This is a genomic window from Saccharothrix coeruleofusca, from assembly GCF_017876325.1.
Lineage (GTDB): Bacteria > Actinomycetota > Actinomycetes > Mycobacteriales > Pseudonocardiaceae > Actinosynnema > Actinosynnema coeruleofuscum.
The window spans coordinates 2,504,779-2,527,297 of sequence record NZ_JAGINV010000001.1 but is presented as its reverse complement, the minus strand read 5'-3'; the positions used below and the strand labels follow the sequence as shown (position 1 = coordinate 2,527,297).

General features: G+C 72.7%; 15 protein-coding genes and 1 pseudogene. 3 read left to right on the top strand and 13 right to left on the bottom strand.

Annotated features, from left to right (window positions below; translation table 11 throughout):
* Positions 1-20: 20 nt before the first annotated feature.
* Both JOF41_RS11575 and JOF41_RS11570 read right to left on the bottom strand, forming a co-directional pair.
* On the bottom strand, positions 21-2,303 hold the full coding sequence (locus JOF41_RS11575) for a M20/M25/M40 family metallo-hydrolase (RefSeq protein ID WP_209618502.1): 2,283 nt from the start codon (positions 2,301-2,303) through the stop codon (positions 21-23).
* 154 nt (positions 2,304-2,457) lie between these two features.
* Positions 2,458-3,534: a serine/threonine-protein kinase gene (locus JOF41_RS11570; RefSeq protein ID WP_209618499.1), complete on the bottom strand. Its 1,077-nt coding sequence runs from the start codon at positions 3,532-3,534 to the stop codon at positions 2,458-2,460.
* A gap of 194 nt (positions 3,535-3,728) precedes the next feature.
* Here JOF41_RS11570 and JOF41_RS11565 point away from each other — a divergent pair, with 194 nt between their 5' ends.
* Positions 3,729-4,742 (top strand): LacI family DNA-binding transcriptional regulator, encoded by a 1,014-nt coding sequence (locus JOF41_RS11565; RefSeq protein ID WP_209618495.1) that lies wholly within the window; start codon positions 3,729-3,731, stop codon positions 4,740-4,742.
* Here the strand turns inward: JOF41_RS11565 and JOF41_RS11560 are convergent.
* The 3 genes from JOF41_RS11560 to JOF41_RS11550 are packed head-to-tail and all read right to left on the bottom strand — an operon-like array spanning position 4,739 to position 8,278.
* Positions 4,739-5,965 (bottom strand): MFS transporter, encoded by a 1,227-nt coding sequence (locus JOF41_RS11560; protein WP_209618492.1) that lies wholly within the window; start codon positions 5,963-5,965, stop codon positions 4,739-4,741. The genes JOF41_RS11565 and JOF41_RS11560 overlap by 4 nt on opposite strands.
* The gene (locus JOF41_RS11555) at positions 5,965-7,371 is read right to left on the bottom strand and encodes an amidohydrolase family protein (RefSeq protein ID WP_209618490.1); all 1,407 of its coding nucleotides are present in this window, start codon (positions 7,369-7,371) and stop codon (positions 5,965-5,967) included. The genes JOF41_RS11560 and JOF41_RS11555 overlap by 1 nt, the downstream gene beginning before the upstream one ends.
* A 37-nt stretch (positions 7,372-7,408) precedes the next feature.
* Entirely contained in the window at positions 7,409-8,278 is an 870-nt protein-coding gene (locus JOF41_RS11550; protein ID WP_244989565.1) for an NAD-dependent epimerase/dehydratase family protein, read from the bottom strand.
* A 105-nt stretch (positions 8,279-8,383) separates the two neighbouring features.
* On the opposite strand from JOF41_RS11550, the gene JOF41_RS11545 reads away from it, so the two are divergent.
* A complete protein-coding gene (locus JOF41_RS11545; protein WP_189223768.1) occupies positions 8,384-9,280 on the top strand; it encodes a LysR family transcriptional regulator in 897 nt (298 codons plus the stop codon).
* A gap of 86 nt (positions 9,281-9,366) precedes the next feature.
* On the top strand, positions 9,367-10,224 hold the full coding sequence (locus JOF41_RS11540; RefSeq protein WP_209618484.1) for a TIGR03619 family F420-dependent LLM class oxidoreductase: 858 nt from the start codon (positions 9,367-9,369) through the stop codon (positions 10,222-10,224).
* 64 nt (positions 10,225-10,288) lie between these two features.
* Here JOF41_RS11540 and JOF41_RS11535 read toward each other — a convergent pair whose 3' ends face one another.
* The 8 genes and pseudogenes from JOF41_RS11535 to JOF41_RS36950 form a co-directional block, all read right to left on the bottom strand.
* The gene (locus JOF41_RS11535; RefSeq protein WP_209618482.1) at positions 10,289-13,087 is read right to left on the bottom strand and encodes a beta-galactosidase; all 2,799 of its coding nucleotides are present in this window, start codon (positions 13,085-13,087) and stop codon (positions 10,289-10,291) included.
* A complete protein-coding gene (gene yicI, locus JOF41_RS11530; protein ID WP_209618479.1) occupies positions 13,084-15,381 on the bottom strand; it encodes an alpha-xylosidase in 2,298 nt (765 codons plus the stop codon). Before yicI ends, JOF41_RS11535 begins: the two co-directional genes overlap by 4 nt.
* Positions 15,378-16,190 carry a carbohydrate ABC transporter permease gene (locus tag JOF41_RS11525; RefSeq protein ID WP_209618474.1) on the bottom strand — a complete coding sequence of 271 codons (813 nt, stop codon included), beginning with the start codon at positions 16,188-16,190 and terminating at the stop codon, positions 15,378-15,380. The genes yicI and JOF41_RS11525 overlap by 4 nt, the downstream gene beginning before the upstream one ends.
* Entirely contained in the window at positions 16,190-17,089 is a 900-nt protein-coding gene (locus JOF41_RS11520; protein ID WP_189223773.1) for a carbohydrate ABC transporter permease, read from the bottom strand. Before JOF41_RS11520 ends, JOF41_RS11525 begins: the two co-directional genes overlap by 1 nt.
* Entirely contained in the window at positions 17,086-18,366 is a 1,281-nt protein-coding gene (locus JOF41_RS11515; protein ID WP_209618472.1) for an ABC transporter substrate-binding protein, read from the bottom strand. The genes JOF41_RS11520 and JOF41_RS11515 overlap by 4 nt, the downstream gene beginning before the upstream one ends.
* Complete coding sequence (locus JOF41_RS11510) at positions 18,363-21,257, bottom strand: glycoside hydrolase family 3 protein (protein WP_307867378.1); 2,895 nt, start codon at positions 21,255-21,257, stop codon at positions 18,363-18,365. The genes JOF41_RS11515 and JOF41_RS11510 overlap by 4 nt, the downstream gene beginning before the upstream one ends.
* A gap of 180 nt (positions 21,258-21,437) precedes the next feature.
* Positions 21,438-22,244 (bottom strand): endo alpha-1,4 polygalactosaminidase, encoded by an 807-nt coding sequence (locus JOF41_RS11505; RefSeq protein WP_209618466.1) that lies wholly within the window; start codon positions 22,242-22,244, stop codon positions 21,438-21,440.
* A gap of 101 nt (positions 22,245-22,345) precedes the next feature.
* Positions 22,346-22,505, bottom strand: a pseudogene (locus JOF41_RS36950) (PIG-L family deacetylase); the annotation flags it as partial.
* Positions 22,506-22,519 lie beyond the last annotated feature (14 nt).

The following is a 22,519-nucleotide window of genomic DNA, read 5'->3' as shown; positions in this document are numbered from 1 at the left end:
CCAACGATAGGACATTTGGGTTAGATCTCGATCACCCGGCGCACCAGCGCCCCGTCGAAGGCGCGGGAGCCGGACTGCACCGGCATCGCGTCGGACGGGCGCGGGCCGACGATCGCGGCGGCTTCGGCGGGCAGCCCCGCCCAGTGGTCGACCACCTCGACCTCCAGCACCGCGTCCGCCTCGGCTTCGCAGGTCAGCTCCGCGCCACCGCCCGCGCCGTAGAGCTCCAGCACCAGGGCGCCCCCGGTCGGCTCCAGCCGCTTGCCCGCTACCAGGCAGGCGCCCAGCCCTTCCCGCGGCAGCGCCACCTGCGTGCGCCACGCCTGCGCGTGCGGGACGACCCGGAACCGGACCGAGCGCACATCACCCGCGGTGCCGTCGGCCAGCACCTCCACCGACGGCGGCGGCAGCGGCAGCACCGGCGCGGGAGCCCGCAGCACCGGGTCGGCCAGCAGCGCGTAGCGGTCCGACAGGTCCACCCGCTCCGGCCGCTCCCCCAGCACGCGGGCGGTCCAGGCGTCCACCTCCGGGTCGCTGGACAGCCAGTTCGCCTGCCCCGTCGCGGTGTCGTGGAGGTAGACCAACGAGTCCGGCCGCTGCTCGTCGGGCCCGAACTCGGCGGTCCGCACGCCGACACCGAGCAGGGCGACGGCCAGCACCGCACAGGCCGCCGCGAGCGGCCCGGTCCGCGGCAACGCGCCCAGCAGCGGCACCAGCAGCACCCCGCCCAGCAGCGCGACCGCCACCCCGGCGGCCACCAGGGGCATCCCCAGCGCGATCAGCAGGGTGCCCACCAGCGGCGGGAACAGCACGGCGGCCACCAGCGGCGGCGCGGCGGACAGTCCCCGGTCCGGCCGCTCGCGGATCGCCCACCACAGCGCGGGCAGGCCCGCCAACAACGTCCACTGGAACAGGAAACCGGCACCGGGCGCGAGGACCGCGGCGACCACCAGCAGCGCGCAGGTGAACAGCAGCACCCCGCCGAGCAGCTCGGCGCGGGAGCACCGCCGCAGCAGCCGGACCGCCGCGACCAGCACGGCCAGCGCCAGCAGCGAGAACCCGGCGACGTACCAGCCCCGGTCGTGTGGTTCGGACAGCGCCAGGAACGCCAGCCCCGGCCTCAGCAGGGTGATCACCCACCACGCGCCCCACGACAGCAGCGCCGCCACGACCGGTGTGCCCAGCGCGACGCCGAAGACCAGCAGGACCGCGCCGACCCGCACCTGCCCGCGTCGCGCGGCGTGCGCCAGCAGCGCCACCAGGCCCACCGCCGTCAGCGCGGCCAGCACCACCGCCGACCACACCGGGTAGTGCACCAGCACGCGGGCGAACAGGTCGAAGTAGACCGCGTCGGCGCCACCCGCCTCCCGCAGGTCGCGGTCGCCGAGGACGCGCACGAGTCCCACCATCGTGTCGCCGTGGTGCTGGAGGCTGCCGCGGTCCAGCCGCTCCAGGTCGTCGTGCTCGGAGTGGTAGTCGTGCACGTGCTCCAGGAAGGCGCTGTTGAGGCCGCGCGCGCCCGCGTCGCGGAACACGGTGAAGTCGGTGTTGTTGGGCATCACCCGGTAGATCTCGTGGGCCAGCGAGTTGCCCGCCGGCCGTGCGCTCGCCTCGCCGAACGCCGAGACCAGCGGCCCGTTGTCCGCGCCGGTCTGGAACATCCACACCGGGCCGCCGCTGCCGCGCGCCTCCCAGTTGAGCACCGCGCCGTAGTCGTCGACTCCGTGCCGCGCGACGAACTCCCGCGCGCCGAGCAGCCCCATCTCCTCGCCGTCGGTGAACAGGAAGACCACGTCGTTGCGCACGCCCCCGGAGGAGGTGAGCACCCGGATGGTCTCCAGCATCGCCGCGACCGCCGCGCCGTCGTCGGCCGCGCCCGGCCCGGTGGCCACCGAGTCGTAGTGCGACACCAGCAGCAGCGCCTTCCCGCCGCTGACCGCCGGGTCGTCGCCGCGCACGCGCGCCACCACGTTGTGGGTGGTGGCGACCCGGAACACGTGCCGCCACCGCGAGACCACCTCACCGGTCTCGACTGTCACCTCCGCGCCGTGGTCGCGGGCGGTGTCGGCGACGAACCGCCGCACCCGCTCGTTGTCCGCCGTCCCGATCGGGTGCGGCCGGACCGCGATCTCGCGCAGGTGGGCCTCCGCGCGCCCGGCGGAGAACCGTTCGGCGGGCGCGTCCGCGCCCACCGGGGCGGGTGGGCGGAACGCCAGCACGGCCAGCACGCCGACCGCAGCGATCCCCGCCAGCAATACCGCCACCAGCCAGGAGGAATTCGCGCGGACCGCCCCGTCGCCCATCCACCGACACTAACCCCGAACCGCACCGGCAAGTACTACCCGACCCGTTCACAACGGCAGGTGACTACTACCCGGCGTCACGAACGCTCGATTCGTGGTGTCCCAACGCTCGGTTCGGGGTGCGTGGACGCTCGGTTCGGGATGTGGGAGGGGATCAGCGGCCGTTGGTGCCCTGCTGGCGCAATCGCACGGGCTGGTCCGCGTCCACGGCCGTGTCGGCCGCCTGCTGCTGAGGTGCCCCAGGTGCCGTGATCCCGGAGTCGGGCGGCGGCGCGGCGGGTTCGGAGGGGGCCACCACCCAGGACGCGCCGATCGCGCCCAGCAGCGCGGTCGCCGACGCCAGCAGCGCCCGCTTCGACAGCCGGGGCTGCGGCACCTCCGCGTCCTCCTCGTCCCGCAGCAGGACGGGGAACACCTGGTCCAAGCAGCTGCCGCCGGTGCGCAGCACCCGTGCGCACTCCGCCGCGCCCGGCCGGCGCCTCGCCGAGAGCGAGGTCATCGACGCCAGCAGGCGCGCCAAGTCCTCGGGCAGGTCGTCGGGGATGGCGGGCGGGCGGCGCAGGCGGGCCACCGCGGCCTCCACCTCGTCGCCGTCGTACTCCCGCCGCCCGGTCAGGCACTCCAGCAGCACCAGGCCGAAGGCGTAGACGTCGGCGGGCGGCCCCGCCTCCTCGCCGCGCACCTGCTCGGGCGCCAGGTAGGACGGAGTGCCCACCACGCGGTCGAGGCCGGTCGGTCCGCCCGCGCCCGCCGCGCGGGCCGAGCCGAAATCGGCCAGGTAGGCCCGGCCCTCCTCGTCGAGCAGGACGTTGGACGGCTTGACGTCGCGGTGCACCACGTCGTTGGCGTGCACGTGGGCCAGCGCGTCGGCCACCTGGGCACCGAGCCTGCGCACCTCCTCCAGCGCCATCGGCCCCTCGGCGATCCGCTCCCGCAGCGTGCGCCCCTCGACCAGCTGGAGCACCACGAACGGCGTCCGGTCGCTGGTGCCCGCGTCGTAGACGGACACCAGACCGTGGTGGCACAGCCCGGCGAGGGTGCGCACCTCGTTGTCGAACCGCAGGCTCGCGGTGGGGTCGGCACCGCGCCGGAACACCTTCACGGCCACGTGCCTGCGCAGCAGCGTGTCCCAGGCGCGGTGCACGTCGGCCGCGCCGCCCCTGGCCAGGACGTCGACCAGCCGGTAGCGAGCAGCCACCAGGCTGTCGGTCGCGGAGACGGACGGGGACACGGTCGCACCTCTCGATCGCGGACTGGACGCCCTCGGGTGCCCGGCGATCGGCGACGGCAAACGGGCCGCATCACCGCGGCGCTCCCACGTCCTCCCGGCAGCAGGTGAGCCGGATTCGTCCTCGGCGGACGACGCAGGACCGCGCGATCCACTGTGGACGGCGCAGGTCCGGCCGGTGGACCTATGATCGCGTGGTGGTCACCATCGCCGACGTCGCCCGCGCGGCGGGAGTCTCGCCGAGCACCGTTTCCTACGTGCTGTCGGGCAAGCGCTCGATCTCCGAGGGGACGCGGCGGCGGGTGGAGCGCAGCATCCGCGAGCTGGGCTACCACCCCAACGCGGGCGCTCGGGCGCTGGCCAGCAGCCGGACCAACGTGCTCGCCCTGGTGGCGCCGCTGCGGGCGGACGTCAACGTGCCCGTGGTGATGCAGTTCGTCGGCGGTGTGGTGACCAGGGCCAGGGCGCACGACCACGACGTGCTGCTGCTGACCGAGGACGAAGGGCCCGACGGGCTGCGCCGGGTGGCCGGGTCGGCGCTGGCCGACGCGGTCATCGTGATGGACGTCGAGGCCGCCGAGCCGCGGTTGCCGGTGCTGCGGTCGCTGCCGCTGCCCGCCGTGCTGATCGGGGTGCCCGACGAGCCGCACGGGCTGGCCTGCGTGGACCTGGACTTCACCGCGGCGGGCGCGGCCTGCGTCGGGCACCTGGCCGAACTGGGGCACCGCGCCATCGCGCTGGTGGGGCCTTCCCCTGCGGTCTACGCGCGGGGGACCAGCTACGCGGGGCGGTTCCTGCGCGGGTTCCGGGCGGCGGTGGCGCAGCGCGCGGTGCGGGCGGCCGAGCGGCCCTGCCCGCCCTCCTACGACGGGTTGCGGGCGTGCCTGGACGACGTGCTGGGGCAGGGCGTCACGGCGCTGGTGGTGCACAACGAGGCCGTGCTGGGGCCGCTGCTGCCCGAACTGGCGCGACGGGGTCTGCGGGTGCCCGAGGACATCTCGGTGCTGGCGGTCTGCCCGGCGGACATGGCCGAGTTCCAGGCGGTGCCGCTCAGCTCGGTCGACATCCCGTCGGCCGAGCTGGGCGGTTTGGCCGTGGAGCTGGCCATGAGCGCCGCCCCTCCCGCCCGCGTGCGCCTGCTCCCGCCCCGGCTCACCTCGCGCGCCAGCACCACCCCGCCCCGCACGGCCACACCACTTCCGTCCTCTTAGGACGCTGTCTCGTCACCGCGCCGCAGCAGCATGACCAGTGCGACCGCGGCGACCAAGGCGACCGCACCCGTGAACAGCACGCCCGCCCACACCAGGCCCCGTGCTTGCGCCGCCACGCCCACGCCGATGACGGGGAGCGAGATCGCGCCGTAGAGCACCAGGAAGAAGCTCGAAGTGACCTCACCGCGCCGTTCCTCCGGCGCGGCGGTGCTCACCGCGTCCAGACCGGCGCGGAAGCTCATGCCCTGGCCGACTCCCGCCACCACCGCGCCCGCCAGCAGCAGGAACAGCGACACCGCCGCGATGCTCAGCCCGATGAGGACGACGCCGACGAGCAGCGCACTCGTCCCGACCAGGGCTGCCGAGCGCTCGGCCAGCCGTGCCGACGCCACCTGCCCGGCCGCCGAGGTGCCCAGCAGCGCGAGCACGACGAGCCCGCCGGAGACGTGGTCGGTGATCCCCAGGACCTGGCTCAGGAAAGCCGGGGAGACCGAGGTGAACAGGCCCAGCACCGCGAAGCCCGCCACGCCGCCGGTGGCCGCGCGGACGAAGGCCGGACGCGCGGCGGGAGGCACGCCCATCCGCTGCGGACGCCAGCGCACGGGTCCCGCCGCCCGTGGTCGCGGCTCGGCGACAGCCCGCAGCGCCACCGCCGCGCAGAGCACGAGCAGGAGGTGGACCAGGTAGGGGACGACCAGCGGTGCGGGGGCGAACTCGGCGAGGACACCGGCGACGACCGGGCCGAGGCCGACGCCGAGCATGTTCACCGACGCCGCGGCCAGGCTGTAGTGCCGCTTCCGTCCCGGTGGGGCCAGGTCGACCAGCATCGCCGTGGCCGTGCCGGTGAACACGCCCGCGGACAGGCCGGAGAGCAAGCGGCCCGCGAAGAGCGCGGGCAGGCTGTGCGGGATCAGGAACACGGCGCTGCTGGCCGCCGCCAGCGCGAGACCGGGCAGCAGGATCGCGCGCCTGCCCAACTGGTCGGACAACGGCCCGAACAGCACCAGCGCCGCGGCGACGCCGACCGCGTACGTGCTGAAGACGAGGGTGACCACCACGCCGTCGAACCCGAGTTCCCGGCTGTAGAGCGCGTAGAGCGGGGTGGGCAGGCTGACGCCGATCATGGTCACGCCGAACGCGGCGGAGACGGCGACGGCGGCCCTGGTGCCGCGCAGCCCGCGCGCGGCCGGAGCGGGACGGGCCGTGGGCGCCTCGGCTCCCATCACGACGACGCCCCGACCCCGGCACCGGCCCTGCCCACGGAGGGCCTCACCGCGGAGCGCATCGCGGCGCGGTGGACGCGGTCGCGCGATCGGGCGGCCTGTTCCGCGATGGTGTCCGCACCGCGGAGCACGCCGTCGGCCTTGACGGTGCGCCCGGCGACGAGCACCAGGGAGACGTTGCCCGCGTGCCCGGACGTGACGATCGCCGCCGGGATGTCGGTCGCGGGCAGCAGGTTGGGGTCGGTGAGCCGGATCATGATCAGGTCGGCTTCCTTGCCGGGGGTGAGGCTGCCGGTCCGGTCGTCGATCCCGCAGGCGCGGGCGCCCTCGATGGTGGCGAAGGCGAGCAGGTCCCGCGCGTCGAACGTGGTGATCGCGGCGTCCGCCCGGTCCAGCGGACCTCCTGCTCCGGCGCGCACCAGCTGCTGGTAGGCCAGTGCCGCGCGCATCACGCCGAACATGTCCCCGGCGACGGCGGACTCCACGTCCACGCTCAGGCTCGGCCGCACGCCCGCCGCCAGCAACCGGTTGGTCGCGGGTTGGCCGAGACCGGGCATGAAGACCTCCAGCGCGGCCGCGACCGATGCGCTCGCGCCGTGCTCGGCGATGCGGCGCAGCTCGTCGTCGGTGGAGGTGCAGCAGTGGATGAAGGTCATGTCCGGTCCGAGCAGGCCCGCCTCGTCGAGCTGCCGGATCGCCTGCTGCCGGGCGCCCCACTCCCCCAGCCCGACGTGCATGCTGATCCGCAGGCCCAGTTCGCGGGCCAGCGCGATGTCCTGGCGGGCGACGTCCATGGTGGCCAGCTCGGGCCCGCGCAGCATCGCGTTCAGGGTGACCCGCGCCGAGTCGTCCGGCAGCAGGGACTCCCGGACCCGCCGGATGTCCGGCGGGTGGAGCCTGCCGCTGCCGAACTGCCAGGACTCGGCCTCGGTGGAGGGCCAGCCGTGGTCGAACACGCAGCGGATGCCCGAGTCCCAGTGCGCCTGGACGGCGGCGTCCGCGTGGTCCGGGCTGTTCATGATGTGGGACTCGTCGCGGATCGTGGTGATCCCGGCGTCGAGGGCCATGAGATCGGCGGCCGTGTTGCCGATCCGGACGTCCTCGGGTTCGAGGTGCGGTCCCAGCCGGATCTGGACGTGCTCGCGGTACTCCGGGTAGGTCCACGCGGGCCCCAGGCCGCGCAACGCCCCCTGCCAGGCGTGCCGGTGGGTGTCGATGAAGCCGGGCAGGACGGCGTGGCCGGTCCCGTCGACCACCTGGGCGCCGTCGCCGTCGACGGACTCGCCGACGGCCGCGATCCGCCCGTCCGCGACGAGGACGTCGCCGACGAAGTCGCCGAGCCGGTCGTCCTGGGTCAGGACGTGCGCCCCCTTGATCAGAATCCGCTCCTGGTTCGAGCTGTCCACGTGGTGCGACCTTTCTTCGACAGTGCTGATCCGCTGCTCACCGACCCGTGAGGTGTTCCAGCAGCGTGGGACGGGTCGGTTGCCAACCGAGCTGCCTGGCGGCCGTGCCCGACGCCCGCTGGTCCAGCAGCAGCGCCTCGCCGAGCAGGCCCAGGCGCTCGACGGTGCCCGCGAGACCTTCGGGCTCGACGCGCCCGTCCAAGCCCGCGGCGCGGCTCGCCGCGACGGTGATCTCCCGGACCGTCGGGTTCACCCCGCTCGCGCCGATGAGGTAGGTGCCCGCCCGTGCCTTTTCCAGCGCCAGGACGTAGAGCGCGGCCAGGTCGTCCACGTGCACCGTGGCCCAGTGCTGCTCGCCGCTGCCGAGCACCGTCAACGCCTGGCTGCCCACGCCTCGCCGCGGTCCCCCGGTGATCACCCGCAGCAGACCCCCACCGCGGCCGTAGACGAGGGCGGGCGAGATGACCGCCGTGCGGACCCCCGTCGCGGCGAGGACCCGCCGGGTCACCTCGGGGCGCCACGCCGTGATCCGCGGCGCGCGGAACGGGCTGACCTCGGTCAGCTCACCACCGCTGCCGTGGTCCCAGATGCCCGCCGTGGAGACCAACGGCTTCCCCGTTCCCCCGAGCCCCGCCAGCACCGCGGTGACGAAGGTGTCCTCGGCCTCCGCGCTGGTCGCGTCGCCCGGCGAGGCGAGGTGGACGACTCCGTCGGCACCCGCTGCCAGTTCGCGGACCCGTGCGGCGTCGGTGATGTCACCGATGACGGGCGACGCGCCGCGTTCCCGCACCGCGCCCGCGCGATCCGGGTCGCGGACCAGACCCAGGACTTCGTGTCCACCGGCCACGAGGGCTTCGAGCACCGCCGAGCCGACGTACCCCGTGGCCCCGGTGAGCAGCACGCGCATCGTTCCTCCTCCTGTGATCGGACGAGTCCAGGATGATCGCGACCACTCATCGAGTCCAACGAAGAAAACCGATATGGTCATCGCGTGCTGCGATAGATTGCGGTGGTGCACCAGCGCAGCCTCGAAGCCTTCCTCGTCCTCGCCCGCGAGCTGAACTTCAGCCGCGCGGCGCACATGCTGCACATCACCCAGTCGACTCTCTCGGCGTCGATCAAGAAGCTGGAAGCCGAGTTGAGGACTCCCCTGTTCGCCCGCTCGACGCGATCGGTCTCCCTCACCGACGCCGGGGCGGCCTTCCTGCCCGCCGCTCGCGCGGCGGTCGAGGCCCTGGAGGCCGCGCGCGCCGTCGTCGACCCGTCGGGTGAGCTGCGGGGGCACCTGACCGTGGGCATGTTGAACGGGCTCACGCTGGTCGACGTCCCGGCGCTGACCGGTGACTTCCACCGCAGGCACCCGCGGGTGCGCCTGCGCCTGGAGACCTCGCAGCGAGGAGCGGCCGGACTCGTCGAGGACGTCAAGCGGAGCCGGGTGGACGTGGCCTTCGTCAGCACCGACGCCGCCGACCCCCAGCTGCGGGTGGTGCCGATCAGGAAGTACCACCTGCGCCTGGCCGTGGCCCCGGACCACCCGCTGGCCGCCCGCCGCGCGGTGACCCTCGCCGAGATCGCGGACGAGCCGTTCGTCGACATGCCGCTGGGCTTCGGCCACCGCACGGTCGTCGACCGCGCTTTCGCGCAGCACTCGCGAATCCGGGACGTGCTGGTCGAGACCACCGACCTGACGACCATCCCGGACTACGTGGCCCACGGGCTCGGCGTGGCCCTGCTCCCGCTCGAACTCGCGACCAGCGGCTCCCGACCGCTGGCCACGCTCACGATCTCGGACGCGGACATCTCGTGGACCCTGGCCATCGTCATGTCAGCGACGCGCCCGCCCTCGCACCTGGTCACGGCGTTCCTGGACCTGGTGCAGCGGCACATCCGGCCGGAACGCCCCTTCTAGCACCGCCTGCTCCCCCGCACCTGACCTCGCGCGCCCGCGCCGCCGACCTTGCCTTGACGCCGACGTCAGGACCTAGCGTGGCGGCGGTGAAGTTCGCGATCAACTACAGCACGCCCCACTTCGGCGTGGACCCCGACGGGATCGTGGCCTACGCGCAGCACGCGGAGGACTGCGGTTTCGAGGCGTTGTACGTGCCCGAGCACATCGCACTGCACCGCGGCGCGAAGATCGGGCCCGTGGATCTGCCGCCGTCGCTGCCCTACGGCGATCCGCTGGACTGCCTGGCCTTCGTCGCCGCCGCCACGCGGCGCATCCTGCTCGGGACCGCCGTGCTGCTGCTGCCCTACCACCACCCGGTGGTGCTGGCCAAGCGCCTGGCGACCGTCGACGTGCTGTCCAAGGGGCGCATGCGGCTGCTGACCGTGGGGGTGGGCGCGCTGCCCGGCGAGGCGCGGGCCGCGGGGGTCGACTTCAGCACCCGCGGTCGCCGGGCCGACGAAGCGATCGACGTGCTGCGGCTGCTGTGGGCCGGTGGCGAGGACGGTGCCGACTTCCACGGGGAGTTCTTCGACTTCGACGGCCTGTTCAGCTTCCCGCGGCCCCACGGGGGCGCGTCCCTGCCGATCCACGTCGGCGGTTCGAGCCGGGCCGCCGCGCGCCGGGCGGGGCGACGCGGCGACGGCTACTTCCCCGGCGGGGTGCTCACCCCGCAGCAGCGCCGCGACCAGCTCGACCTGGCCAGGGCGACCGCCGTCGAGGCGGGCCGCGACGCCGAGCGGCTGGAGTGCACCCGGTGGGGTTCCATCGACATGTCCGCCGAGGACGTCGAACGGCTCGCCGAGCAGGGCGCGACGCGGGTCGTCGTGACCCCCACCGCCGCCGACCCCGCCCGGCGGCGCGACGAGATGTCCGCGTTCGCCGAGCGGTTCGCCCTGTCCCGGTGACCTCCGGACCGGACCGCTCCCGGCGCGGCTGAGCCGGGAGCGGTCCGGTCCGCTCGACCGCCGGTCAGCCGCCCGTGCGGTGGTTGCCCAGGGTCACCAGGCGCACCGGTCCCGGCCCGCCCGGCAGCTCCTCCTCCGCGATGACCGCGAACGTCAGGGTGTTGCGCTCCCGCAGCACGCCGTTGGGCAGCACGAACTCGCGCTGCGGTCCCAGCCGGTGCAGGTACTGCCCCGCGCTCCAACCGTTGACGAAGACCAGCACCCGGTAGTCGCGCTCGCCGGTGTCGTCGAAGCGCAGCCCGAGCGAGACGTCGTGCCCGCGCGGCAGGTCCAGCTCGAAGTGGGTCCGGTACCAGGACACCCCAGCGGGCAGCGCGTCCGGTGACCGCTGCCAGCGCCCGCCGCCGGGCAGGTGCCAGCCCGACAGCTCGCCGTGCAGGCCGCCGATGTTCAGCGCGCCGCGCTCGCCGTCCATGCCGCGCGAACCGCGGATCCGCCACGCGATGGGCGCCTCCGAGCCCTCGACGACCACCCCGAACAGGCCCCTGGGCTGCTTGAAGCGGGTGTCGTCGGCGGTCCAGTCGTCGTTGTGGCCCATGTTCTCGACCAGCACGGCCAGCGTGGCGCGCTGACCGGGGGCCAGCAGGCCGGGCGGCACGGCGAACTCGCCGCGGCCGGGGTCGGGGTTGACCGGCTCGCTGTCGGCCTGCGTGCCGCCCGCGGCCGAGCCGAGGTAGCGGCCGTTGAGCCAGACCAGGTAGACGCCGCGCCTGCCGGTGATGGCGTTGACCACCACCTTCCGCTCGGCGCCGTTGGCGGTGAACTCGCCCCGGTACCAGACGTTGCCGTGGTGGTGGCCGTACTCGTCGGCGTAGAGCACCGGCAGGGTCCTGGGCTTGATCGGGCTGGCCGTGGTGGTCTTGTCGGCGGTGGTCCAGCCCTGGTCGCCGTGGGCGGGCGGCTCCGCCCGGTACTCCCAGCCCGACAGCTCCGGCAGGCGCACCTGTTCGGGGCCGGGCAGCGAGCCGAGCAGGGAACCGCTGGCGGTGCGGCGCACCGGCACCGACCGCCCGCCGACGCTCAGGTGGCGCGCCGGGGAGAACACCTCGACCTCGCCCGCGCGGTCGGTGTCGGCGCGCAGCGCCAGCCGGTCCCCCGCGACGTGGGCCGAGCGGACCAGCGCGGTGCCGCGGACCAGGACCGGGCCCGCGGGGGCGTCCAGCCGCCAGAACCGCGCGGCGGTCTCGTCGGTGCCCAGCAGCAGGAGCAGCGGCGGCCGTCCGCCGCCGGAGACCAGGACGCGGGCCAGCCCGGAGTGGGTGTAGTCCAGGCGCAGGTCGCCGCCGTCGTAGGAGCTGCGCACCGAGCCCTCCAGCACCCGCACGGTCGGCCGCGAGGGGTAGCGCAGCACGGTCGAGCCCGGCTCGCCGTCACGGCCGTAGAGCACGGCCACGTCGCGGCCCGCGATCGGCAGGTGGGTCAGGATCTCGGAGTTGGACCACACCAGCCGTTGGCCGCCCATGTCGTAGCCGGCGACCAGGATCTTGGCGTCGCGCCCGTTGACCCGCACGGGGACCTGGTGGTCGCCGTCCGGGGTGGACCAGGCCAGCGTGGTGGACACGTCGGCCGAGGTGCGGCGGTCGGCGTGCCGCACCAGGACGAACTGCGTGCCGGTGTCGGGGTTGGCCCGCGCCCTGGTGGCCACCGCGGGGTCGGCGGGGGTCGGCGCGGGCGACTCGTCGGTCTTGGTCAGCGGGGCGACCGAGCCGACGAAGTAGCCCTGGCGCTTGAACTCGTCGTACTTGGTGGTCAGGGTGCGCGCCTCGGTGATCGCGGAGCCGTAGTCGTAGGAGGTGTAGACGTCGTTGGGCTGGGCGAGCCACCCCCAGTTCGTGCCGCCGTAGGTCATGTAGTAGCCGAACATCGTGGCGCCGCTCTCGATGATGTTCGACTTGTAGAACACCTTCATGTAGCCCGGGCCGGTCAGCTCGCGGCACTTGTCGTAGCCCGCGTCGTTCAGGTCGATCGCGCCCGCCTGGTACTCGGCGGCGTAGACCGGCGCGTCGTCGCGCAGCCTGCGCGTCACGCCGTCGCCCCACCCGCCCCAGGTGTCGGGGTCGTGGCAGTTGAACGTCTGCGGGTAGTCGTCCACGCCGGGGATCTGCACCGCGCCCCGGCCGGAGGACCAGTTGGCCAGGCTGCCGCCGCAGCAGTTGTTGTGCACGATGGGCACGTCGATGCCCGCGGAGCGGGCCTGCGCCTGGAGGTCCTCCATGTAGGCCGGGTCGACGTTGACCGCGTACTCGTTCTCCACGTTGTAGGCGATCACCGAGCCGCCCCGGCTGACCTGGTGGCGGGCGATGATGGGGTTGATGCGCGACAGCCACTCGCGGTAGGCGGCGGTGTAGCCGGGGTCGCTGGACCGCGCCCGGCCCTCGACGGTCTTGAGCCAGGCGGGCATCCCGCCGCCGGTGGTCTCGGCGTTGATGTACGGGCCGGGCCGGGCGACCACGTGCAGGCCCAGCTCGTCGGTCATCCGCAGCAGCCGGTCCACGTCGCGCACGCCGGTGAAGTCGTAGACGCCGGGCGCGGGCGAGTGGAAGCCCCAGTGGAAGTACAGCGACACGCCGGTGAACCCGGCGGCCCTGATCTTCTCCAGCACGTCGCGCCACAGCCGGGGGCTGGGCAGGCGGAAGTAGTGGAACTCCCCCGACCACAGCAGCACCCGCTCGCCGTCGACGGTCAGGGAGTAGCGGTCGTAGGACACCTCGTGCCGCTCCGCCCCGCCTCCGGGCACCGCGGCGACGGGAGCCGTCGCGGTGAGCGAGCCGAGCAGGGCCAGCAGGACTGCTAACAGCCTCATCGGACTCCTCGCACGGTCGTGGCGCCGCCGGCGGCGCTGATGAGCACCCCGTCGGGGTGCGGGCTCGCCGAACCGCCGTCCACGGCGTCCACCGACCGCGCGCCGACCAGCAGCAGCCGCCACCGCGACGGCGCGGCGTCGACCCGGACCCCGATCCGGTCGTCCTGCTTGCCGATGACGAACGTCGTGCCGCCCACCGCCGTGACGTGCTCGCCGTCGGCTAGGTGGTAGGCGCGCAGGGTGACGCCCTCGGCGTAGTCGTAGTCCGGGCGGTCGTCCACGGCGCCGACGGGCAGAATCGTGTCGGGGCGCACCAGCAGCGGCAGGGTCAGGAAGTCGTGGCGGTCGCGCACCCATCGCGGCCCCCGCACTTCCTCACCGGTGAGGAGGTTCGTCCACGTGCCCTCGGGCACGTAGTAGGACACCTCGCCCTCGGCGGAGAACACCGGCGCCACCAGCAGGTCGTCACCGAGCATGTACTGGCGCTCCAGGTGCGCGCACGCCGGATCGTCGGGGAACTCCAGCACCATGGCGCGCATGACGGGCACGCCCTCGGCGCACGCCTGCCGCGCCGCCTGGTGGAGGTAGGGCATGAGGCGGGCCTTGAGCTTGGCGAAGCGCCGCAGCACCTCCACGGCTTCCTCGTCGAACAGCCACGGCACCCGGTAGGAGGAGCTGCCGTGCAGCCTGCTGTGCGAGGACAGCAGGCCGAACGCGGTCCAGCGCTTGAACAGCGCCGGGTCCGGTGTGCCCTCGAAACCACCGATGTCGTGGCTCCAGTAGCCGAAGCCGGACATGCCCAGCGACAGCCCGCCGCGCAGACTCTCAGCCATGGACTCGTAGGTCGACTCGCAGTCGCCGCCCCAGTGCACCGGGAACCGCTGCGAGCCCGCCGTGGCCGACCGCGCGAACACCACCGCGCCACCGTCCCCGCGGCGCTTGCGCAGCACCTCGAATACCGTCCGGTTGTACAGGTAGGTGTAGTAGTTGTGCATCCGCTCCGGGTCGGAGCCGTCGTGGTAGACGACGTCGGTCGGGACGCGCTCGCCGAAATCGGTCTTGAAGCAGTCGACCCCCTGCTCCAGCAGCACGTCCAATTTGGACGCGTACCAGTCGCGCGCGGCCGGGTTGGTGAAGTCCACCAACGCCATGCCGGGCTGCCACATGTCCCACTGCCACACGTCGCCGTTGGGCTTGCGCAGCAGGTAGCCGCCCGCGACGCCCTCGGCGAACAGCGGGGACCGCTGCGCCACGTAGGGGTTGATCCACACCGAGACGCGCAGCCCTCGGGACTTGAGCCTGTTCAGCATCCCGACCGGGTCGGGGAACACGCGCGGATCCCACTCGAAGTCGCACCAGTGGAACTCGCGCATCCAGAAGCAGTCGAAGTGGAACACGCTCAGCGGCAGGTCGCGCTCGATCATCCCGTCGACGAACCCGGTCACCGTGGGCTCGTCGTAGGAGGTGGTGAAGGAGGTCGACAGCCACAGGCCGAACGACCACGCGGGCGGCAGGGCGGGGCGGCCGGTCAGCGCGGTGTACTTGCGCAGGACCTCCTTGGGCGTCGGGCCGTGGACGACGAAGTACTCCAGCGACTGGCCCTCGACGCTGAACTGCACCTTCGACACCGCCTCCGAACCGACCTCGAACGAGACCCGGCCGGGGTCGTTGACGAACACGCCGTAGCCCGCGTTGGTCAGGTAGAACGGGACGTTCTTGTACGCCTGCTCGCTGCTGGTGCCGCCGTCGGCGTTCCAGATGTCGACCACCTGGCCGTTCTTGACCAGCGGCCCGAACCGCTCGCCCAGCCCGTAGACCACCTCGCCGACGCCCAGGGCGAGCTGCTCGCGCACGTAGTGCCTGCCGTCGAGGGTCATGAACCCCATGCCCTTGGCACCGCTGGCGGTCAGCACCCGCCCGCCCGCGGTGAACTCCACCCGCCACTGGTCGCCGCGGTGCACGCGCGCCGACAGCGCGCCGGAGGTGAGCACGGCGGCCTTGTCCGCCAAGGTGATCTCGGGCTCGTGGGCGTCGTCGACGGTGAGCCCGAAGCCGGGCCCCTTGGCCACCTGCCCAGCGAAGTGGGTGATCCGCACCCGGATCACGTCCGGCATCGGCGCGGACAGCGACAGTGCGACCACCGGCCCCTTGAGCAGGTCGCCGCGGTGCCGGACGTGGTGGGTGGGCGCGTGCACCACCACCGCCCCGTCCTCCACCGAGACGTCGTGCACCTCGACCGGGTGGGCGGCGTGGACGCCGGGCCGCAGCAACCAGTACCCGTCGCTGAACTTCATTTGACCGCCCCTGCCGTGATGCCGCGGGTCAGCGCGCGCTGGAAGATCAGGAAGAAGGCGATGGCGGGGATGACCCCGAGCAACGCCGAGGCGCTGGTCATGGTGGCGTCCATCATCCGCTGGCCCTGCAGCACGCCCAGCGCGACCGGCACCGTCTGGTTGTCGTTGGAGATCAGCAGCACCAGCGGGAGGAAGAACTCGTTCCAGGTCCAGATGAAGAAGAACACGAACAGAACGCCCAGCGTCGGCCTGCTGACGGGCACCACCACCCGCACCAGGGTCTGCCACTTGTTGGCGCCGTCGACGCGGGCGGCCTCCAGCAGTTCGCGCGGGAAGCCGCCGAGGGTGGAGGTCAGCAGGTAGGTGCCGAACGCCGCCTGGATGACCGTGAAGATGACGACCACGGCCGTCTTGGTGTCGTACAGGCCGACCTCGTTGGTCAGGAAGTACAGCGGGTAGACCAACGCCTCCTGCGGCAAGGTGTTGGCGATCAGGAAGACCACCAGTATCCACAGCCTGCCGCGCACGCGTCCGATGCCCAGCGCGTAGGCGTTGAGCACCGAGACGACTACGGCGAGCACCGCCACCGAGCCGCTGATCACGAAGCTGTTGAACAGCTTCTCCCCGAAGTCGACCCGTTCCCAGAAGTCGACGATGCCCGTCACCGATACGCCGTCGGGCAGGCTGAGCGGCCCATCGGTGGCGTACTCCGCCGGCGTCTTCACCGCGTTGAGCGCCACCACGCCGAACGGCACCAGCATCAGCGCGGCCAGCGCCGCGAACGACCACAGCACCGCGTGCCGCCTCATCAGCGCTCACCCCGGTTCTGCACCCGCAGGAACACCGCGGTGAGCACCAGGATCAGCACGGTGAGCACGGTGGCGATCGCCGCGCCGTAGCCGACCCTGGTCTTCTCGAAGAAGTTCTGGAACGAGTAGTACGACGGCACGGTGGTCGCGCCGCCCGGTCCGCCCCTGGTCAGCACGTAGATCGGGGCGAACACCTTGAGCGCGGCGATGGTGCAGGTGAGCAGGACGACGAAGACCTCCGGCCGGATCTGCGGGAGGGTGACGTGCCAGAACCGGCCCCACCACGACGCGCCGTCGAGCTCGGCGGCCTCGTGCAGGGAGGGGTCGACCCGCTGCATCCCGGACATGAAGATCACCACCGGGTAGCCGACCTGGATCCACAGCATGACGCCCATGACGGTCCACAGCGCCAGGTCGGGGTCGCCGAGCCAGTTGTGCGCCAACGACCGCAGCCCGACCGCGCGCAGGACCTCGTTGAGCGCCCCGTCCTGCGGCGCCAGGATCCAGGTCCACACGATGCCCGCGACCGCGATGGGCAGCACCTGCGGCAGGTAGAAGCACGCGCGCAGCACGCTGGCCCGCCGCGGGCCGAACCGCTTGCCCACGTAGTCGAACAGCCCGGCGGCGATGACCAGGCCGATCGCGGTCGGCAGCACGGCCATCGCCACCACCAGGCCGACGTTGTGCCGGAAGGAGGCCCAGAAGGTGCCGTCCTCGACCAGCCGCCGGTAGTTGTCCAGGCCGATCCACTCCGGTTCGCCCACGCCGGACCACTCGGTGAAGCTGATGCCGACGTTCATCAGGAACGGCACCAGCACCACGGCGGTCAGCAGCAGCGCCCCCGGCAGCAGGAACCACAGGTACGACCCGCGGCCGCGGATCGCGGTGGGGACGCTCATCCGCCGATGCTCTCCAGGTTCTCCCGGTAGGGACCGGCCAGTTCGTCGAGCACCTCGTGCGGCCCGGCGCTGCCGGTGATCAGCTTCTGCACCGCCGAGACGTGCACGTCGTAGTAGCCGGGCGCGGGCCAGTCGGGGTAGTAGGCCAGCCGGTCGCCCTCGCTGAGCGCCTTGAAGGTGTCGGTGACCTCCTGCATCGCGGGATCGCTCGCGGGCGTGCCGCCGGGTGCCACGGGCACGCCGCCCGCCTCGCGCAACTTGTCCTGGATCGGCTGCGACATGGTGATGGCGATGAAGTCGTAGGCCAGCTCCTTGTTCTTGGCCCCCTTGGGCACCACCCAGATGTTGCCGCTGGAGCCCGAGGTCATCCCCGGCCACGGGAAGGTGCCCCACTGGAAGTCCTTGACGTTGGCCCGCACCCGGCCGTACCACCAGCTGCCGCTGATCATGATGGGGTGCTCGCCCTGCATGAAGGCCAGGCCCATGTCCTCGGCCTTGAGCCCGGCGGAGTCCTTGCTCAGGTAGCCCTTGCCGACCCAGTCGGCGAACGTCTCCGCGCCGAAGGTCCACGCCTCGTCGTGGAAGTCCACCTCACCGGTGTAGCGCTGGTAGCGGTCCACCCAGTCGCGGTCGGCCTTGGTCAGCGCCAGCTGGTACAGGATCTGGTGCGCCGGGTACTCCTGGCCCGCCGTGGCCAGCGGGGTGATGCCGGCCGCGACGAACTCGTCCATCGCGGCGGTCAGCTCGTCCAGCGTGGTGGGCACCTGGATGCCCCGCTGGGCGAACATGTCCTTGTTGTAGTAGACCATCACGTACTCGGCGTAGTTCGGGACGCCGTACCACTTGCCGGAGCCCATCACGCCGCGCCCGTCGTAGCGGGCGGTGGTGTCGATGCCGGGACCGAGCTGCTTGTCCCAGCCGCGCTCGGCCACCTCATCGCCGAGGTCGGTCAGCAGGCCCTGCTTGGCCAGCAGGCCTGCGGTGGCGTTGCCCTTGTTGTACTCGAGGATGTCGGGCGCGTCGCTGGAGTTGAGCACCATGGGCGCGGTCTTCTGGATCTGCTCGAAGCCCTTCTCCTCGAACCGCACCTTCACGCCGGGGTGGGTGGCCTCGAACTGCTTGATCGCCTCGGTCCAGGCCACGCCCATGGCGCTGTCCGGCCCCTCGAAGTGCCACAGCTTCAAGGTGTTGCCGTCGGCCGCGTCGTCCGAGCCGCCGCAGCCTGCCGCGGCCAGCGCGACGGCCACCGCGGCCGCCAGGAGTCGCTTGGGCGTCACTGTTCCTCCACGGTGAAGGTGTCGATCCGGGCCCTGCCCTCGAAGACCAGGTGGACGTCCTGGCGTCCGGCCGCCCCGCGCAGCGGCGCGGACACCGTGGTCCAGGCGTACTGGTCCCCCGTCGTCGGCACGTCGACCACGCCGACCCGCCTGCCGTCGGGACCGCCGAGGCGGATCTGCACGCGGGTCGGCTCGTCGGGGTTGGCCACCCGCAGCGAGATCGACCGCGCGCCCCGGCCCAGGTCGGCGTCGCGGAAGGCGATCCACTGGCCCGGTGCGGTGGCGGCGACCGCCGTGCCGCGCTCCCTGGTGGTGTCGACCAGCGTCACGCCGGAGTAGTCGTCGAAGTTCTGCGCCGGGGTGGACCTGCCGAGGTCGCGCGGCGGAATCCGCTCACCGCGCACGGCGAGTTCGCGGGTCAGCGGGCCGACGACCAGCTCGTGGGAGGCGGTCTCGACCACCGGCTTGTCCCGCGTCACGTCCCAGAACGCCAGGTCCGCCGCGCGCAGGGTGAACCGGACCGTCCTGGTCTCCCCCGGCCCGAGGCGCACCTTCTCGAACGCGCGCAGTTGCTTGACGGGCTGCCGCACCCGCGACCGCTCCTGGCGCGAGTACAGCTGCACCACCTCCACGCCCGCCCGGCCGCCGGTGTTGGTCACGTCCACCTCCACCCGGACCTCGCCGTCCGCGCCCACGGCGTGCCGGTCCAGGCGCAGCCGGGAGTAGCGGAACGAGGTGTAGCTCAGGCCGTGCCCGAACGGGTACAGCGGATCGCCCCGGAAGTACTGGTAGGTGTGCCCGGACTCGGCGATGTCGAACTGGAGCATGTCGGGCAGGTCGGCGTCGGAGCGGTACCAGGTCTGGGTGAGCCTGCCGCCGGGGTCGCGGTCGCCGAACAGCACGTCGGCCAACGCGCGCCCGGTTTCCTGCCCCGCGTGCGAGGTCCACAGGATCGCGGGCAGGTCGGCGGTGTCCCAGTCCCCCGAATAAGGGTAACCGCTTTCCAGGATCACGACCGTGCGCGGGTTCGCCGCGCGCACCGCGTCGATGACCGCGCGCTGGCCCGCGGGCAGCGCCGTGGTCTCCCGGTCGTCGTCCTCACGACCGTTGATGAACGGCATGCTGCCCGCCACGACCACGGCGACATCGGCCTCCTTGGCCGCCGCCACGGCGCTGTCCACGCCTGCGCGGACGACCTCGCGGACGAACTTCGACGCGGCCTGCGGCGTCGCGGCCCCGAGGGACAGCCCACCGTCCGCGCCCACCACGACGTACTTGTCCGGGCCGAACCACGGTTCGTCGACGTCGTTTCCCGCGTACTCCAGCACGTAGGCCCCGTCCGGCTGGGCGACCAGCTCGAACTGCTGCTGGACGAACCAGCCGTGGGGCTGGGCGGCGTCGTTGACCAGGTTCCGGTTCTGGTCCAGCGACACCGTCCGGCCGTTGGCCGCGGTCCTGAGCGTGACGGTGCCCTCGCCCCAGTCGAACACGTCCAGCCCGGTCCGCTCCCCCGGCGCCGGGGCGTCGGCGGTGAGCACGGCCCCGGTGTCCGATGTCGACGCGGCGACGTAGTTCCCGCTGGCCAACTCCTTCAGCGCGATGCGGTCCACGCCCTCGCTGGAGCTCACCGCGGCCCGTTCGGCGATGCCCTGCTTCGGCGTGACGCGGTAGGGCATCGTGCCGGAGTACCAGTCCTCGTAGAGGGTGTCGGCCAGTTGTCCGATGACCGCCACCTTCTTGGTGCTCTCGGCCGAGAGCGGGAGCGCGTTCCCGTCGTTGCGCAGCAGCACCACCTGCTCGGCCGCGGCCCTCCGGGCCAGCGCCCGGTGCTCCGGCGCGTTGATGACCTCCGGGGTGATCCCCGCGTACGGGTTGCGGCCGGGCGGGTCGAACTCGCCGAGCCGGAACCTCAGCGACAGCACGTGTCGCACCGCTTCGTCCACTTCGGACTGGTCCAGCAGCCCTCGCGCGAGGGCGGTGTTGAGCGCGGCGACCGTGGGAGCGGAGTCGGGGCCGTTCTCGGTGAAGCTGTCCAGCCCCGCCTCGACGGCCGCCGCGTTCGCCTCGGCCTGGGTGGCGAAGTACCGCTGCGCGCCGACGAGGTTGGCCGCGCCCGAGGCGTCGCCGACGATCAGCAGGTCCTGGTCGGTCCACCCGCGCACCACCTCGTCGAGGTCGGGGTTGACGTGCGCGGGGCGGCCGTTGACCAGGTTGTACGACGCCATCACGCCGGTGGCGGCGTTGGCGGCTATGGCGTGCTTGAACGCGGCCTCGTCGTAGTCGTGCAGGATGCGCGGCGGGACCACCGAGGAGACCGTGGCCCGGTCGCGCTCCACGTTGTAGGCCAGGTAGTGCTTCAGGGTCGGCGCGGCCTGCAGGTAGGTGGGGTGGTCGCCCCGGATGCCGTGCCCGTACGCGGTGGAGATCCGCCCGGTCAGCAGCGGGTCCTCGGAGTAGCCCTCCTCGTTGCGACCCCAGCGCGGGTCGCGCAGCGGGTTGACCACCGGAGCCCACAGGTTCAGCCCGTTGGCCGCGGGGTCGCGGGCGTGGAACCCGCGCGCCTCCCTGCCGGTGACCGCGCCGACGCGCTCGACCAGGTCGGGGTCCCAGGTGGTGGCCAGCCCGACGGCCTGCGGGAAGACCGTCGCCTCGCCCAGCCATGCCACGCCGTGCAGCGCCTCGGTGCCGGTTCTGAAGGCGCCGAGGCCCAGCCTCGGTATCGCGGGCTGGTACTGGTGGAGCAGGGAGATCTTCTCGTCCGGGGTGAGCCTGCCCGCCAGGTCGTCGATCCTGACCGCCAGGGGCAGGTCGGGATCGCGGAACGGCTCCCGCTGCGCGTGCGCCGGGGTCGGCGACAGCGCGAGCACCGCCACGAGGAGCAACACGGGCACACGACGGCCTTTAGGCACGGCAGTTCCCCTCCGCACACCGATGAACGGAATCGAACTCGCAGTCGAAGCGCTTCGACTCCGACCATAGGGGCAGAAGGTGACCGGCACAACCAACGGCTCCACCGAACGCGAGCGGGCCCCCTGGACCGGAGTCCAGGGGGCCCGCGCGGGTGTTCCCGGTCAGCAGTGGCGGTAGAAGTACCCCGGCTCGCCGACCGGCACCAGGTCGCGGTCCCGGATCAGCGTGGCGGCCGGGCGGTCGGCGGTGCGGCAGACCTGCTCGACGCCACCGGGCAGGTCGTCGGTGTACTCCACGTCGAAGACCCGCTGGCCGTAGACCGACGTGTAGGCCGAGCACTCGTCCCAGCGGACGCACTCCTCGGCCACGGCGAAGTCGAAGCCCGCCTGGTCGCGGCCCCGCGTCCCCAGTTCGGTGGTGTTCTTCTGGCCCGCCAGCAGGTCGTGGCGGTGCGCGATGGCGACCAGTTCGGTCGCCATCGCCAGGTTGTTCTCCAGGCTGAGCCTGCCGTTGGAGCGCGTGTAGGAGTCGAGGTTGTCGAACTCCACCGCGTCGAAGCCGGATTCGGCGCACACCCGCACCGTCTCGCCGATGATGGCGGCGATGCGGGCGCGCTTGTCCGCCTTGGAGGTGTCCAGGATCAGCTCGTCCGGCCAGCCGGGGTCGACCACGGGCCTGCCGCGCCCGTCGGTCAGCACCAGGTCGCGCCGCTGCTGCAACCACAGCTCCCGGTCCTGCGGCTGGGTCTGGAAACCGTTGACGTAGCAGACGTTGTACAGGCCGGGCTCGGGCTCGGCGGTGCTGTCGCGGACCACCAGGCCCACCCCGTTCGGCGGGTCGTAGGCGCCGCCGAGCTGGTAGTCGACCTTGACCCCCACGGGGAAGGCGGTCGCCGCGGCAGCGGCGGGCACTCCCGCTCCCGCGACCACCGCACCGAGCAGGACGACTCCGAGAACCGCTGGTTTCATCGCACCCCTCACATCGGATCGGTGAAGATCATCGTAGCGGCGCGCGATCTTCGCCCCGGTGCACCACTCGTAGCCCAGCAGCAGCCCGAAAAACGGGGGGCGGGCACCCCCTGGTGCAGCACGGAACCGTGACCACTGACCGCGTATCCCAGGTGCACCACGCGCCACACCGAGCAGGGACGCGGCAGCGCGGGCCAGCGTCCCCCCGGTCAGCAGCACCTCGTCGTCGGGATGGGCGTGGAAGGCCAGGACGGTTGCCATCGCACCATCCTGGC